The 15,016-nt window shown below is 45.1% G+C and carries 12 protein-coding genes; 3 read left to right on the top strand and 9 right to left on the bottom strand.

Going from position 1 to position 15,016, the window contains the following annotated elements:
* Positions 1-163: 163 nt before the first annotated feature.
* Complete coding sequence (rnhA, locus tag QUB26_RS29385; protein WP_333057851.1) at positions 164-1,069, bottom strand: ribonuclease HI; 906 nt, start codon at positions 1,067-1,069, stop codon at positions 164-166.
* An 81-nt stretch (positions 1,070-1,150) separates the two neighbouring features.
* On the opposite strand from rnhA, the gene QUB26_RS29390 reads away from it, so the two are divergent.
* Positions 1,151-6,109, top strand: coding sequence for a CHAT domain-containing protein (locus QUB26_RS29390; RefSeq protein ID WP_333320854.1), 4,959 nt, complete (start codon positions 1,151-1,153; stop codon positions 6,107-6,109).
* Positions 6,110-6,457: 348 nt separating this feature from the next.
* Here QUB26_RS29390 and QUB26_RS29395 read toward each other — a convergent pair whose 3' ends face one another.
* The 6 genes from QUB26_RS29395 to QUB26_RS29420 form a co-directional block, all read right to left on the bottom strand.
* The gene (locus QUB26_RS29395; protein WP_333179692.1) at positions 6,458-6,805 is read right to left on the bottom strand and encodes a type II toxin-antitoxin system PemK/MazF family toxin; all 348 of its coding nucleotides are present in this window, start codon (positions 6,803-6,805) and stop codon (positions 6,458-6,460) included.
* Complete coding sequence (locus tag QUB26_RS29400) at positions 6,802-7,047, bottom strand: hypothetical protein (protein ID WP_333239226.1); 246 nt, start codon at positions 7,045-7,047, stop codon at positions 6,802-6,804. Before QUB26_RS29400 ends, QUB26_RS29395 begins: the two co-directional genes overlap by 4 nt.
* Before the next feature lie 134 nt (positions 7,048-7,181).
* The gene (locus QUB26_RS29405; protein ID WP_333239228.1) at positions 7,182-7,520 is read right to left on the bottom strand and encodes a type II toxin-antitoxin system PemK/MazF family toxin; all 339 of its coding nucleotides are present in this window, start codon (positions 7,518-7,520) and stop codon (positions 7,182-7,184) included.
* Positions 7,507-7,731 carry a CopG family transcriptional regulator gene (locus tag QUB26_RS29410; protein ID WP_333239230.1) on the bottom strand — a complete coding sequence of 75 codons (225 nt, stop codon included), beginning with the start codon at positions 7,729-7,731 and terminating at the stop codon, positions 7,507-7,509. The genes QUB26_RS29405 and QUB26_RS29410 overlap by 14 nt, the downstream gene beginning before the upstream one ends.
* A gap of 170 nt (positions 7,732-7,901) precedes the next feature.
* Complete coding sequence (locus QUB26_RS29415) at positions 7,902-8,990, bottom strand: peptidoglycan DD-metalloendopeptidase family protein (protein WP_333239232.1); 1,089 nt, start codon at positions 8,988-8,990, stop codon at positions 7,902-7,904.
* Positions 8,991-9,234: 244 nt separating this feature from the next.
* A complete protein-coding gene (locus tag QUB26_RS29420; protein WP_333239234.1) occupies positions 9,235-9,687 on the bottom strand; it encodes a hypothetical protein in 453 nt (150 codons plus the stop codon).
* A 242-nt stretch (positions 9,688-9,929) separates the two neighbouring features.
* Between QUB26_RS29420 and QUB26_RS29425 the strand changes: the two genes are divergently transcribed.
* Positions 9,930-12,341 carry a tetratricopeptide repeat protein gene (locus QUB26_RS29425; RefSeq protein ID WP_333320856.1) on the top strand — a complete coding sequence of 804 codons (2,412 nt, stop codon included), beginning with the start codon at positions 9,930-9,932 and terminating at the stop codon, positions 12,339-12,341.
* Positions 12,342-12,419: 78 nt separating this feature from the next.
* Here the strand turns inward: QUB26_RS29425 and rph are convergent, their stop codons facing one another.
* Complete coding sequence (gene rph / locus QUB26_RS29430) at positions 12,420-13,136, bottom strand: ribonuclease PH (RefSeq protein WP_333320859.1); 717 nt, start codon at positions 13,134-13,136, stop codon at positions 12,420-12,422.
* 137 nt (positions 13,137-13,273) lie between these two features.
* A complete protein-coding gene (locus QUB26_RS29435; RefSeq protein WP_333320862.1) occupies positions 13,274-13,840 on the bottom strand; it encodes a nucleoside monophosphate kinase in 567 nt (188 codons plus the stop codon).
* 496 nt (positions 13,841-14,336) lie between these two features.
* Here QUB26_RS29435 and QUB26_RS29440 point away from each other — a divergent pair, with 496 nt between their 5' ends.
* Entirely contained in the window at positions 14,337-14,864 is a 528-nt protein-coding gene (locus QUB26_RS29440; protein WP_333320860.1) for a P-loop NTPase family protein, read from the top strand.
* The last annotated feature ends 152 nt before the right edge of the window (positions 14,865-15,016 follow it).

A 15,016-nucleotide genomic window follows, 5' to 3' on the forward strand; every position in this document is an offset into this window, starting at 1 on the left:
CCCGCCCGTCCTTTCTGGGCGGGCGGGACGCCCATCCCACAAGAAAAAAGGGAAATTATTTAATTGACGATCCTTAGTTAATTAACAGTTAACAGTTAACAGTTAACAGTTAACAGTTAACTGTTGACCAAATGCCAAATGCCAACTGCCAACTGCCAACTGACTAATCAGTTGTACTAACGTGGTCAATTCTCTCTAATTGCCAGAGAATTTGGTTGCCCTCGCGCCGCACCCGCGACACTACCCAATTTCGCCAAACCCAGTTGTCTCCACGACTGGTGACAGCGCTGGCATTTACATCCATCAAATCAGCCAGTTCAGAACTGGTAATCAAGTAGCCTTTCGTCGCAACCTCGTCGGCGATGTGCAACGTTTCGATCAGATTGCGGAGGTCCTGAACCCTCACCTCGCGGGGCAAGTTCTCCAGGGTATCGGCAGTTGAATCCATCATGGTAGAGTTGGAGATCGGAAGGTCAGAAGTTATGACATAGGATTCTATCGTTTTGTTACCAGTTACGTCCGTTTCTTCCGAAACAATTGTGTTGTCAAAGCGTAGGGGCGGTGCCCCCGTGCCCGCCCCGGCCTCGTCTCCCGTTGGTTTCTGCTGTTGCAGTTCGGGAGTGAGATTGTGCGAGAAGCTGCGGGCGATTTCATCGCATCTGTCGTTGTAGAAGTCGCCGGAGTGGCCGCGGACGTGTTCCCACTTGATTTGTCTGGAATTCAGCTTGTCTAGCAGGTGCCAGAGGTCTTGGTTGACAACATCTTTGCCCGTTGAGGTTTTCCAGCCTTTATTTTTCCAGCCTTGAATCCATTTAGTGATGCCGTTTTTAACGTATTCGCTGTCGGTGTAAACGGTGACAGGTTCGGTTTGACCGGAATTTGCAAAAAATTCCAGCGCTGCGACGGCAGCCTGCATTTCCATGCGGTTGTTAGTGGTTTGGGGGTCTGCACCTCCGAGTTCGTGACATTTGCCGTCGGCGAAACAAACTACTGCACCCCAGCCACCTGGGCCTGGGTTGCCGGAACAAGCGCCGTCTGTGTAGAGGCTTTTGATTTTGGGAGTTGTCATGAGCGAATTAATGTGTAATTTAGAGGTAAGTTGTTTGCAAGTGCGATAATTAAGGCAATTGAGATAGTTTTACTTGCTACTATGAAAAATGCCAACTTAAAGATTAAAAAGGTTGCGCTATTTATTTGTCCCTTTTCTTTGTTAATTTTTAATACTTTCGCGCAAGCACAGCCCATAGTGCCTGCTGCTGACGGTACGGGTACTGTTGTCACCCCGATCGGCAACCGCTATGATATCAACGGCGGCAGTTTGTCGGGAGACGGCGCGAATCTTTTTCACAGTTTTGGGCAGTTTGGCTTGAATCAAGGTCAAATTGCTAATTTTCTGACTAATTCGGCTATTCAAAATATATTAGCTCGAATTGCTGGCGGGGACGCTTCGCTCATTAACGGTTTAATTACTGTCACGGGCGGCAATTCTAATCTGTTTCTAATTAATCCTGCGGGGATTGTGTTTGGCCCGAACGCGAGTTTGAACGTGCCGGCGGCTTTTACTGCAACTACTGCGAATGGTGTCGGTTTTGGTTCAAATTGGTTTAATGCTGCAGGTACAAATAATTTTAGCGCGTTGGTGGGTACGCCAAATGCTTTTTATTTTAGTCCGGGTGTACCGGGAAGTATTGTTAATGCTGGCAATTTAGCGGTGACTCCGGGGCAAAATTTGGCTTTGCTTGGCGGTACGGTTGTTAGTACCGGGCAGTTGTCGGCTGCGGGCGGGCAAATTACTGTTGCTGCTATTCCGGGAAATCAGGTTCTCCGCATTAGTCAACCGGGGCATTTGTTGAGTCTGGAAATAGCAACGGGCGGAAATTTTGGTAATTCTCCACAGACTTTGAATCCTGTTTCTTTGCCGCAGTTGCTGACAGGTACTGGGCAAAATCAGGCGGCGGGTGTTGCGGTTGCTGATGACGGTTCTGTGCGGCTTGTGGGGTCTGGTTTGCAGGTGAATTCTGGGGATGTGGCGATTGCTGCTAATGTGTCTGGGCTGCCGCAGTTGAATGCGGGAAGTGCGAATTTATGGGCTGCGGACAATCTCTCGTTAGCGGGCGCTAGGCTGCAAACTACGGGGGATTTGAGTTTGCTGGGTGGGGATGCGGTGCGGGTCAGGGACAGCGCCCAGAATCCTTTTTTGGCGCAGGCTGGGGGGAATTTATACATTCAGGGATCTCGCACTATTGATATTCTCACTCAAAATGCGATCGGCGGCTTATCTCTTCCCCCGCAATTCCAAAGCGGCGGCAATTTGAGTTTGGTTAGCAACGGTGTTATTTCGGGGGATGCCCACTTTGTTTCGGGTGGCAATTTTTCGATTCGCAATTTGTCGGGAATGCCGGGAAACTTTGTCAGTTTATTTGACCCGATTATCAGTTCGGAAGGAGATGTTTTCTTTGGAGATTATACCGGAGTTTCGCTGAAAGTCGAGGCGAGGGGGAGCATTGTTGCCGAGGAGATTACAATTACCGGCCCCGATATTGCATTGGGTAGGGAAAATCTGAGTGGCGATCCCGATATTGCTATTTTAACCAGTAGTCCGGCCTTAATTCTGCGGGCTGGAGTACAAAACTTGGCAAATTCTCCTAATGTTCCTAATTCTCCTACGGATACTCCGGGTGATAATGAACAACCTAATCCTTTAGGTGACGATGCAATATTTACTCCTGCGTCTATTTTATCGAATAATTTGATTTCTGTTGAAAATATTTCGGCTGGCGGGCCGGTGATTTTGTCAGCGCCGGGAATTATCGCAACTAGAGATATTAATGGCGGTCAAATTAATATCGAAAGCAGGGAAGCAGGAGTGCTAGTTGGGGGCAGATTAACGTCTAGTTCGATAATTAATATTCAAGCTAATGACAATATTATATTGACAAGTGACATTTCTCGTGCTGATATCAACGGCAGTATTAGTCTGAATACTGTTCGAGGCAATATAGTAACAGGGTCGATCGATACTGGGACTTCCGGGGCGATCGCACTCAGAGCTTTTGGCAATGTGAATTTTGGGACTTTGCAGGGCTCTAATGTTGATATTACCAGTAACTCCGGGGCATTGGGAGTTTTGAGCGATCCGAATATTATAGTCCCCAATACTACACCAGTCAATATTACAGCAACTGAGAATATCAATTTGACAGCTTTTAGGGACTTAACGGTAGGCAATCTCAACGCTGCAACTGTCAATGCTAGCAGCAGTACGGGAAGTGTCAGTACGGGGGCGATCGCTACTTCTGGAGATGTCAGAATTGTAGCGGGACAGGAAATTAACGCTGGGGCAATAACTGTTAATCCTGTCGCCACAAATCCCGTTAATTCCCTCATTCCTACAGTAAATTTGGATGCACAAACTAATATGAATGTTGCCTCGATTAACGCTGGCACTGGCACTATTAATTTGAGAGCATCCAGCGATTTAAATGCAGGGATTTTACAAGGTGGAGCAGTTGAAGTCAATAGCGCTCAGGGAAATATTACGATCGGTAATACTACATCTATTGGGAATATTAATATAATAGGTTCGGGCAATGTAAATTCCGGGGATTTGCTGGGAGGAATAGTTAATATAAATAGCACTTCGGGAAGTATTAATATTGAAAACGCTACAGCAACAGAAAATACGGTCAATTTAACAGCGCTGCTAAATGTAAATTCCGGGGATTTGCGGGGAGTTGGAGTTAATGTAAACAGCAATGCGGGAAGTATTAATATTGGCAATATCGACGCCACAACAGGAAATGTCAATTTGACAAGTTCTGGCAATGTAAATTCCAGAGATTTGCGGGGAGTTGGAGTTAATGTAACTAGCAATACGGGAAGTATTAATATTGGCAATACGGACGCTACAACAGGAAATGTCAATTTAACAGCGCCGCTGGATGTGAATTCAGGGGATTTGCAGGGAGTTGCAGTTGATGTAACTAGCAGCAGGGGAACTGTCAGCACGGGTAATATAAGTGCTGTTGAAAGTGTCGGAATTTTAGCTGGAAACGAAATTGCAATTGGACGAATAAATGTTAATCCTGTTGTTAGTTCCGATCGCACTTCTAGAGTAAATCTTAACGCTCAAAATGATATCAGTGTTGCATCGATCGATGCTGCGGGCGGTAATGTTGAGATCGCAACTCCGGGTTTAGTTCGAGTGACGGGTACTTTTGACCAAAACGGGACTCCTATTAGCATCTCGACTCTTGGCGACACTCAACCCGGTACAGTTACGATCCGCCACGGTGGCGGCGATGTCAATCCGCCGATACCTTTTGCGGTGGGAGATGCGACGACTAACGGTACTGCTGGGGCGATCGCCAGCAATGCTTCAGGTACGATTACTCAAGGGCGATCTTTCATCAATTCTTACACTCAGGGCAATAGTGCGATCGTCACTACCAACCAACCAATGGGAGAGCCTCCTACTCCTACTCCTACTCCTCCTACTCCTACTCCTCCTACTCCTACTCCTCCTACTCCTACTCCTCCTACTCCTACTCCTCCTATTCCTATTCCTATTCCTATTCCTATTCCTATTCCTATTCCTACTCCTCCCACTCCCTCTGATTTCAATAATCCAAAATCGCCGCCAACATTACCAAGGGATATACCGCCATTCGATAGAGGGCGATCGCTTTTCCCCGATCGCAACCAACCATTTAGTCGCGAACAGCGGCAGAACCAAAACAGAATATCGCAAGATATAGGAAAACCGGGAGACAGGATGCCACCCGAAAGAATGCACTCTCCCAGAGAACTGAGAAATTTCATCAATTCAAATATCAGAGATTCAGTTATTCAGTCAGCATTTCGCGGCGACATCGGCAGGAATTTGGAGGCAGGCCAAATATCGGCCGCTTTGTCTCTGCTGGACAAATCTTTCAGCCAAGAATTCGGGGAATATTTAGGCATCAACATCAGGGACGAGTTGGTATCCCCAGAGGAAATCAAAAAAAAGTTAGCATCCGTGGGCGCACAAACCGGCACGAAACCCAGCTTAATTTATCTGTTCTCGCAGCCCGAAGAATTAAATTTAATGCTGATCACTTCTTGCGGTGAAGTGGTTCACAAAAGTGTGCCGGCTGCGAACCGGGCAGAACTGCTGAAAGTTGTCACTCAGTTCAGGGATGAGATTACCAAACCGGGGGTGCGGGCTACTACGAGTTATCTACCATCTTCCCAACAGCTTTATAAGTGGATGATTGCGCCTTTAGAGGACAGTTTGAAAAAGTGCGGAACTGATACTATTTCCTTTGTTGTCGATCGAGGTTTGAGAGGTATGCCCTTTGCTGCTTTGCACGACGGACAGCAATTTTTGGTGGAAAAGTACAATCTCAGCCTCATGCCCAGCATTAATTTAACAGATACCCGCTACGTCGATCTCAGAAATTCTCAAGTTTTAGCAATGGGTGCCTCGGAATTTTCCGAGTTGAATCCTTTACCTGCGGTTCCTGCTGAAATAGCCGCTATTTCTAGAGAGTGGCCCGGAGTTAGTTTTCTCAATGAGGGTTTCACTTTGGAGAATTTGAAGCGACAGCATCAAAGCCGGCCTTTTGGGATTATTCACTTAGCTACTCACGGCGAATTTCGACCTGGAGTACCGAATAATTCTTTTATTCAGTTGTGGAATAGTCGGCTACGAATGGATCAATTACGGGATTTGAGATTGAATGATCCGCAGGTGAATATGTTAGTTTTAAGTGCTTGTCGGACTGCGGTGGGAGATGCACAAGCGGAGTTGGGTTTTGGGGGGTTGGCGCTGCAAGCGGGGGTGCAAACGGCTTTGGGAAGTTTGTGGTACGTGAGTGATGAAGGTACTTTGGGATTGATGAGTGAGTTTTACCAGCAGTTGAAGACGGCGCGAATTAAGGGGGCGGCGCTGCGACAAGCGCAAATTGCGATGTTGCGGGGAGATGTGCGTTTGGAGGGTGGCCGATTGCGGGGTTTGAGTCGGGGTGAGGGGGTGGAGTTGCCGACTTCGCTGCAAGGGTTTGCGGATTTAAAGTTGTCGCATCCTTATTATTGGTCGGCTTTTGTGATGATTGGGAGTCCTTGGTGATTGGTGATTAGTGATTAGTAATTTGTTATTGGTTGGATATCAATCAATACGGTTCAGTTAATTTTTTTTTGTCATTACGAGCGCATAGCGAAGAAATCGCAGTATCTGTTTTTCACAGGGTTTTGTCTCCCTGAGTGTCTTATCTGAACCGTATTGGAATATGTAGAACGCGAGGTTTCTCCTCACTTTCCTTTTTTGTCGCCATCTGGGATTATGGGATTTTTGGGAACGCAAAAAGATGTGGGTGAAACATCGATGATTCGAGGGTTTAGGCAGTGGGTGAGGAGTCAAATTCAGTCAGGGGAATGAAAGGGATATTTATCTGTATGAAAGCTAATTTTTTTTTAGCTATAAATTCAAAAGAATACGCAGTCTTTCTTCTACCATCATTAATGTTGTGGGAGAAACTGTACCCCACAGTTCAAAAAATCTTTCTATACTGATCGATCGCACATCTTCACATTTAATGAAACTTCGCTGTCTAAGTCCTCCTTCTGGGGGGTTAACTTCGACGTGCCAGGGAATTCCTTTATCTTTCGATGTGACTGGTAGTACCACAACTAATCCCGAAGCACCCTGATTGAATAAATCTACAGATGTCACTAGACAGGGACGCTTGCCAGCTTGCTCTCTTCCTCGTGTTGGGTTCAAGTCAATCAGCCATATATCACCCCGCGATGGTTTGGCGGATGTCATTCTAAACCATCCTCTAAAGTGATATCCCAAGCTTCCCGTTCTTCAAGTTCTTCTTGCCAAGCTTCTGGGCGATCGCGTAAGGCAAGATAAGCTTGGTTGGCTGCTGCTAAAAACTGTTGTCTTCGGTATTGTTCGATCGCTTGTTCGAGAACTGTTTCGATTGGTTTTCCTGAGAGTGCAGAGATTTCTGCGAGGGTTTGATAAGATGTATTGCTAATTGTAACTGTAGAAGTTTGATCCATGTTACTTTTTTACTTACCTCGACGTTACGCAGCTATTATAGCTTAAAAGCTTGGCCTGGCACAGGCGGGACGCCCGCGATTGAGCGCACAGGCGGGACGCCCGTGCCACGAAAAAAAACGCCTATATATCACAGTTAATCGACATCTAAATGCAGTTTGAGAGCCGCATTTACTAACTGCATGATTTCCTCACTCAAACTTCCCACTACATCGCTGGTGATTCGCTGTTTAGAAATTGTCCGTACTTGCTGTGCTTGTACTTTAGAAGGTTTGGGCAAACCGCTATCCTCTGGATTTAGTAAGACCTCGAAAGGGTAGACACGGGTTACATTAGAGGTAATTGGTAGAATTGTAACTGTATTGGCTGCACGGTTATTAGCGTCATTGCTCACCACCAATACGGGATGGCGTTTATCTATCTCAGAACCAACCGTAGGACTGAGATTAGCGTAGTAAATTTCACCACGTTTCATCTGTCAATCCATCGGCAAGTGTTAGATCCCAGGCGGAGTCTACTTCACTGGATGCTTGTCGGTAAGCAGATTCTAGTTCTTGATTCCGCAGCAATTCCAAAGCTACTTCTATTACTTGGGAGGGCGAGTTGCATCCTTTAGCAATTTTGTAGCTTTCAATAAACTGTAGTAGCGATTGTGATAGGGAAATTGATATTTTTTCAGATTGCATTATCTTAGCAATTGGTAATTACAAAGATTTTTATTCAATTATAGCACAAGTAGTAAATTTTCGTCTCAAATCCAGTAATCAGAAAAAAGGGTGTAAGCATTTAGCGCTACACCCTGTCACAAGTTTCCAGTCTTGCTAAAGATACTATTTTTTGTAGATGCACAAGCAAGTTAAACAAACTTAAAATCCCGACGGGAAGACGTGACATTAAAGCTCAGGTCAGGCACGTTTTTGACAATAGCCAGCGTGTCTCCGGCCGTAGTTTGTATGAGCTTGTCATTGCCCTGATTGATGAGGCGATACTGACTGGCATTACCGCGCAACTGGATGTAGTCATCGCGGAAGTTGTAGTCACTAATCGTAGCTTGGCCGTTTCCTTGGTAGAACATCCCCTGACGGGTATTTCCCAGAACGAAGGTATCAGCCCCAGTCCCTCCTTCTAAGGTGTCGAAATCGGCTCTGTTGAAGCTGGCATAGCCATCGAGGTAGTCATTACCTGCACCACCGTTCAGGTAGTCGTTACCTGCTTCACCGTAGAGGGTGTCGTTGCCATCTTGTCCGTATATCTTGTCATTACCTCCAAGACCAGTTAAGTTGTTGCTAGCAGAATTACCAGTAATGATGTCATCTCCTTGCGTTGGTGGCTTCGGATTGCTACCGCCTCCGTTATTCAACTGCGAAAAAGCTTGGAGCGGACTCATTGTTTGCTGCTTCAAGAGAGCAATACTAGCAGGATTCCCGCTGTTTTGGAAGAAGCCGGTTTTTGGGGCATTGAAATCGGTGTGAACTTCCAGGTGAAGGTGTGGGCCGCTTAGATTGAAAACTTTGCCAACCTCTTGATCGGCCTGAATGGTTTGCCCATTAGCTAATCCGCGTGAGTTAGTTATATGACCATAAATCCAACGCTTGCCGTCGTTACCACGAACAGCAATGAAGAAACCACCAGCTCCTTGGTTCGAGACGTTTTCAATGGTGCCTGAAACAACGGCTTTAATGGAAGTTCCCGCACCTGCGGAGAAATCTATTCCTGCATGGGGGCCTTTGTATGCACGAGACTGTTCATAGATATAGCCTCCTGAAAGTCCTAAGAAACCGTTTATAGGAACCCCCAGCTTTTGGCTGAGGTTACGGGCAACATCCTTCAATTGAGGTGACGCATCCTGATTTGGTGACCAGGTAGGTGTTGCAGGGTTGTTGTCAAAATAATCCCTACTGCCACTTTTCAAGTCCCAGTCATTATCAGTTGTTGGTAAGGACATTGTAGTTACTCCAGTTGTAATGTTTGGTTGTGTATTTGCATTGGGCAATCGAATTAAAAGTTATGTGTTTCACATAACCCGGTTCGCACTCAATTAATGTGTGCTTCAAGGGTTAGATAAATTCATAACTGAACTCTAAATAATCAAAATCTGGTAAGCGCGATCGCACTTATTGTCTAAGCAGGAGAGCTAGCATTGCCTACCCTCCTACTGTGGGAGAAGATTAGCTATCACTAAAACTTAGCTAGTCGCCACAGCCTCCACTGCTGCAAATAGCAGAGACATTCTGAAATACCAGCCGTCCAAAGTGCTTTTGCTGAGCCTCAATTAATTTTTGTCGAGCACGCTCAATCCTTTGAGGATCGTTCTTCTCTTCCTCGGGAAAAGGATTGTGGTGGATGAACTGACCAGCTACTGCATTGCAGAACTCTGCGTAGTCCTTGGTATGCAGTATGTGACCGTGCCATATCTTGTCGATTTCCTGGGATGGCACATTTAAGGTACTACTAAATACACCACAGAGGTAGATGAAGCAGCGATACTGCTTCACTAACTCATCAATTCCTTCGTTCAACTCTGGATGATTTTTGAGCACGTAGGTAACAACAGAATCAAGATTAAAGTCAGAATCGACGACTTCTCCGTTTCGCTGTTCTATTTGTTCTGTGCGATCGTATCCTTTATATTGTTCAGGCATTGAAAAATTACCTCGATTAGTTTTTGAAGTTGTATTCTTTGAACTCGGTATCAAATTTGATTTCATGGGGTGAGCTAACCCATGACTAGAGTGTATTCAGAAGTTAAGTTTAATAGGGACACTAAAAGATACTTTTAAAGCCAACTTTAAGCCAAATTATAAAAAAGCCAACTTTAAGCCAACTTCGCTGCTAAAATCACTGAAACACCTAAAAGTGCAGTCCGCATTAGCGCCATTCCTCCATGAGCCTAGCCAATGTCTCGGTGAATGTATGTCCAGACCTGCAAGGAAGCTTACTGACCGAGTTTGAGAAAAGATATAAAAAACCCGGAAATAGCCGCGCCCGCACAGGTGAACTTATCGTCCACTGGCAAAACCGAATAGATCCTGACCGCTGCCCCTCAGACCAAGCTGTATTAAATTTACTGAAAGGAAAACGAAATACCTCTGAACTTTGGCTGGTCGATGGCTTGTGTCGCTTGCTGCTGGGCTGTTCCTATGCTGAATGGGGCAACCAATTTGCTCAGAAGCAATATGACAATACTTTGGTCAAAATTCATACGTCAAATCCCAACTCGGATTTTCTAGAGGTTGAGGGATCGATCGCACATCCCTCAATACCAAACCAAAATTTTGTGGGACGCGAAGGGGCGATCGCTCGCCTCAACACCCGTATCAGCCAAGGCGCAAAAATCATCGTCATCCAAGCTGCGGGCGGTGTAGGCAAAACGACTTTGGCCGAGGAATATCTCATCTCTCAGGGTTGTGAGTTAGTGATACACCTCCCGATGGCCAAGGAAAAAGAGAACATCCAACTTGTAGAGAGTGTAATTGAAGGATGGCTGAAACAAGACTTCGAGGAAGAACCAGGGCGAGAGTTTTGGGAGATGTTGCGGCGGCTAAAACGGCAACTTCAAACTCGCAAAATAGGCGTGTTAATTGATAACTTAGAACCGGCACTAGATGGACAAGGCAGATTTATTGAACCCCATCGCCGCTATGTTGAATTGTTGCGAGTTTTGGCTGATGCAACTGTGCTGTCTGTGACGCTGATAACCAGCCGCGATCGCCTGTGCGAACCTGATGTAAATGTTGCTCACTATTCCTTGCCCGGATTGGATGAGCAAGCGTGGCAGCAATTTTTTATGAGTCGCCATATTAATATAGATATTCCCACACTGAACGCGATGAACAAAGCCTATGGAGGAAATGCGAAAGCAATGGGTATCCTCTGCGGTGCAATTCTAGAAGATTTTGATGGAGATATGGTAGCTTATTGGCGGAATAATAGTGGCGATCTGTTGGTTAAGGCTGATTTAGGAAACTTAGTAACCAGTCAGTTTCATCGCCTGCAAGAACTTAACTCAGAAGCCTATAAACTCCTCTGCCGTTTGGGATGCTATCGCTATCAGGATGTGCCAACTGTCCCGACTGAGGGATTGTTGTGTTTGTTGTGGGATGTGCGAGAAGGACAGCGCAGACGGGTGATTGAATCTTTGCGAAATCGATCTTTGGTAGAGTTTAATAATGGAGAATATTGGTTGCATCCGATGATTCGGGAAGAGGCGATCGCGGGTTTGAGAGCGAGTGAAGATTGGGAAGAGGCGAATCGCAAAGCTGCTGAATTTTGGTCAAATAGAGTTAAAATCATTGAAACTATAAAAGATGCTTTTATAGCTTTAGAAGCTTATTACCACTATGTCAACATTTCTGATTTCGATAAAGCTGGAGATGTAATTTTACAAAGGAGGGATACAAAACTAGCAGAAGCAGACAGGTTAGGGCGTTCTTTTTATCGATTAGGATTAATGCAACAAATAAGTGCCGTAATTAACCAGCTCATCGCTCAAATCACCTGTGGCTATAGAGCGAGCGTACTTTACAGTATATTAGGAGTTTCATATCGAATTAATGGCCAAGTTCACAAAGCCATTGAATGTCATAAAAAATCTCTAACTTTAGGCATGATATTTAAAAATAAAATGACTTTAATTTCAGAAGAATCCCAAAGATGGATGAATATTTGTGAATCAAATTATTGGCTTAATATTGGTTTTTGTTGTTTAGAATTAGGTGAAATATTAGAAGCGACAAAAGTTTTTGAAAGTCTGATTTGTGGCTCTAACAAAACAGGGTTTTACAGAGAATCACTAGATATTTATTCTTGTTACTTGAAATCATGTCAACTCTTGTCAACTGAATTGTCTCAATTAGCAGATGACCTTGAATGTCAAGTTCAATCATATACTACTGGTGCTACTGGATATCAACTACTGTTATTAGGTATGACCTATAAGAACTTAGGAAAGCCTGAAAAAGCTCTCAAAATCTACAACCAAGTAATCTCACTAGATTTAAAAACTCAAGTTAAAGGGAAAGCATTGACTGGTATAGCAGAGATTTATCGCATACAGGGAGAATTTGAAACAGCCCTTTCCCATCACTCAGAATCAATAGACATTCTCGAAAAAATCGCTGCTAAATGTGACCTCGCTGAAGCTTACTATCAACGTGCCTTAACCTATCAAAAAATGGGTCAGTGTGACCAAAGCCAAGAATATTTTGATAAAGCGATTCAAATTTTCAATGAAATGGAAGCACCAAAGCAAGTTGAGAAAGTGCGAAAGGCAATAGGTAAGAGTGACGAAGTTTAGTTTTGGATACATAAATACCCTCTGAGTCCGCGAAGGCGGACTTCGTTTGTGTAGACGCGGTTTCAACCGCCGAATTATCTAAACCAAAGCCTGCCGCTGAGCCTCCAACAATTCTTGAATCCCGGTTTCTGCCACATCCAAAATTTGATTTAACTGACTCCGGCTGAAACTTCCCTCTTCCGCAGTTCCCTGAATTTCGATGATATTCAAATCCCCATTCATTACCACATTACAATCAATTTCAGCCGCCACATCTTCAAGATAATTCAAATCTAAAAACGGCTCTCCTTCCAAAAGCCCCACAGACACGGCCGCCACTTGACGAATCAGGGGCGATCGCACTAAATCACCTTTTTGCACCAACTTGTTCAAAGCATCAGCCACAGCCACAAACCCGCCAGTAATTGAAGTCGTGCGAGTCCCCGCATCCGCTTGCAAAACATCCGCATCGACAAGTATTGTGCGTTCTCCCAATAGTTGCATATCCAAGCACGATCGCAAACTGCGCCCAATCAACCGCTGAATTTCTTGAGTGCGTCCCGATAACTTCATAAATTCCCGCTCTTGTCGCTGAGGCGTAGAACCAGGCAACATTCGGTATTCCGCTGTTAGCCAACCTTGTCCGGTATTCTCCAAAAATCTCGGCACTCCCGGCTTGATTGTAACGCTGCAAAGTACCTGAGTATCGCCACTTTTTGCTAGCACGGAACCGCTAGCAAATTTAGTAAACTGTCGATCGAAACTAATCGGACGAAGTTGATTTGGTTGTCTGCCATCTGGACGCTGGAAAGACATAATATTTAGGTGATTGGTAATGGGTAATTGGGCATTAAAAATTTAAAATTGGTGATTAATCTTCCGGTTTTTTTGATTCGGTAAATATGCAGTCATTCAATCTAAAATCTAAAATCTAAAATCTAAAATCTAAAATCCTATGACGATTGGCCCTTAGCCTCGATCAATTTGAGAAGATCCTGCTGGACTTGTTCTGGGGATTGATCGCCATCAATAGTTAACAGTTTGTTGCGGTATTCGTAATACTCTAAAAGAGGAATAGTGCGTTCGTGGAACAAATCGAGCCGACGCTGTAAAATTTCAGGATGGTCATCCGATCGATCGCGCTCGATCGACCTGCTCAGCAAAACCTCGATCGGCACTTTCAGCCAAACGGCCCAATCTAGCTCCTGCGCCAAATCCTCTAATAAAAAATCCAACTCCTCAGCTTGAAAAGCCGTTCGCGGATAGCCCTCTAACACCCAGCCATTAAAGACATCCCACAGCAGCAGTCGGCGGCGAAAGAATTCAATCATAGTTGCGTCGGGAACTAATTCCCCTCTTTCGACATAAGACACCGCCAGCTTGCCTAAATCTGTGTCTTCTGCGATCGCCTCCCGTAGAATGTCCCCCACAGCGAGCAAAGGAAGGCTCAAATTGCTGCACAGTAGTTCAGCCTGAGTTCCCTTTCCCGCTCCTGGCCCTCCCAGAATCACCACTCTCACAGTCCCTGCTCCTAGTGCCGCGACATTCAAATTTTACGCGATGTGTGTACCTTTTCTTAAAAGCCCTGGACGAAGCCAGACTCTCATAACCTTGGTTTTTCACCCTCTAACTATCTAAGGATCGTGGATTAAATAACTTCCGTAGGTTGGGTTGAGGAACGAAACCCAACGCCACGCTTGATTGTTGGGTTTCGTTCCTCAACCCAACCTACAAAAAATGCTCTCATCACCGTGGTTTTTCACCCTATAACTGTATAAATGTCAAGCTCCACGCCGTATTTTGGTAAAAAACCCCGTTTCTGCCTAAGTGCTAATTTAGTTCAAAAATCGAACAAATGACTGCGAATGCCACTGCCGCTAGCTTTTGAGAACTTATATATCTAGTGTTCGATCCGATGTGCACTCGGCCCAGTACACTATATATTGTCAAGCAGGCTTCAGCCACGCCAAGGTCGGAGCTGCACTCAAGACTTAGTTGCTGATTAAATATTGCCCTATGGTTGCTCAGTTACAAACCCCTAAACTCAATTTAACCCACAGCTTGCCCTACACAGTTCAAGGGCTGGTGCAAGTCTTTACAGGCCCGCACCGCTGCTTTTTTACCAGTGTCATGGCTCAGGCCCTCAGAATTGCAGGACAGGGAGCTCCCGTGCTAGCGGTGCAGTTCCTCAAAGGGGGAATTAATCAAGGGCACCAGCATCCGGTGCGGCTGGGGCAAAATTTAGACTGGGTGCGCTGCGATTTGTCACGCTGCATTGAGAATGCTGATTTAGATGAGCTGGAGACGCGATCGATCGAACAATTGTGGCAGTATGTTCAAAATGCGGTGCGCGAAGGTCGTTATTCCTTAGTTATTCTCGATGAATTGAGTTTAGCGATTAATTTGGGATTGATTCCCGAAGCCGAAGTGGTGGCATTGATTGACAACAAACCGCATCATTTGGATATGATTTTTACCGGGCCATCCATGCCCCAAAGAATTTTGGATGTTGCCGACCAAATTACGGAAATTCGCCGCAGTTAAGGACAATGATTCAATTTGCGATCGCCTGTTTAGCGATCGCATTTTTTATGTCAAAAAATAGTATATAAAAAAAGAGTATCGGCTCAATAAGTAGGGGTAGCAGTTAATCTAGTTGCAATAGACTTGCCCAAGGGATAAAGAGAAGATTTTTC

Origin of the sequence: Microcoleus sp. B4-C1 (assembly GCF_036705285.1) — a bacterium.
Taxonomy (GTDB): domain Bacteria; phylum Cyanobacteriota; class Cyanobacteriia; order Cyanobacteriales; family Microcoleaceae; genus Microcoleus.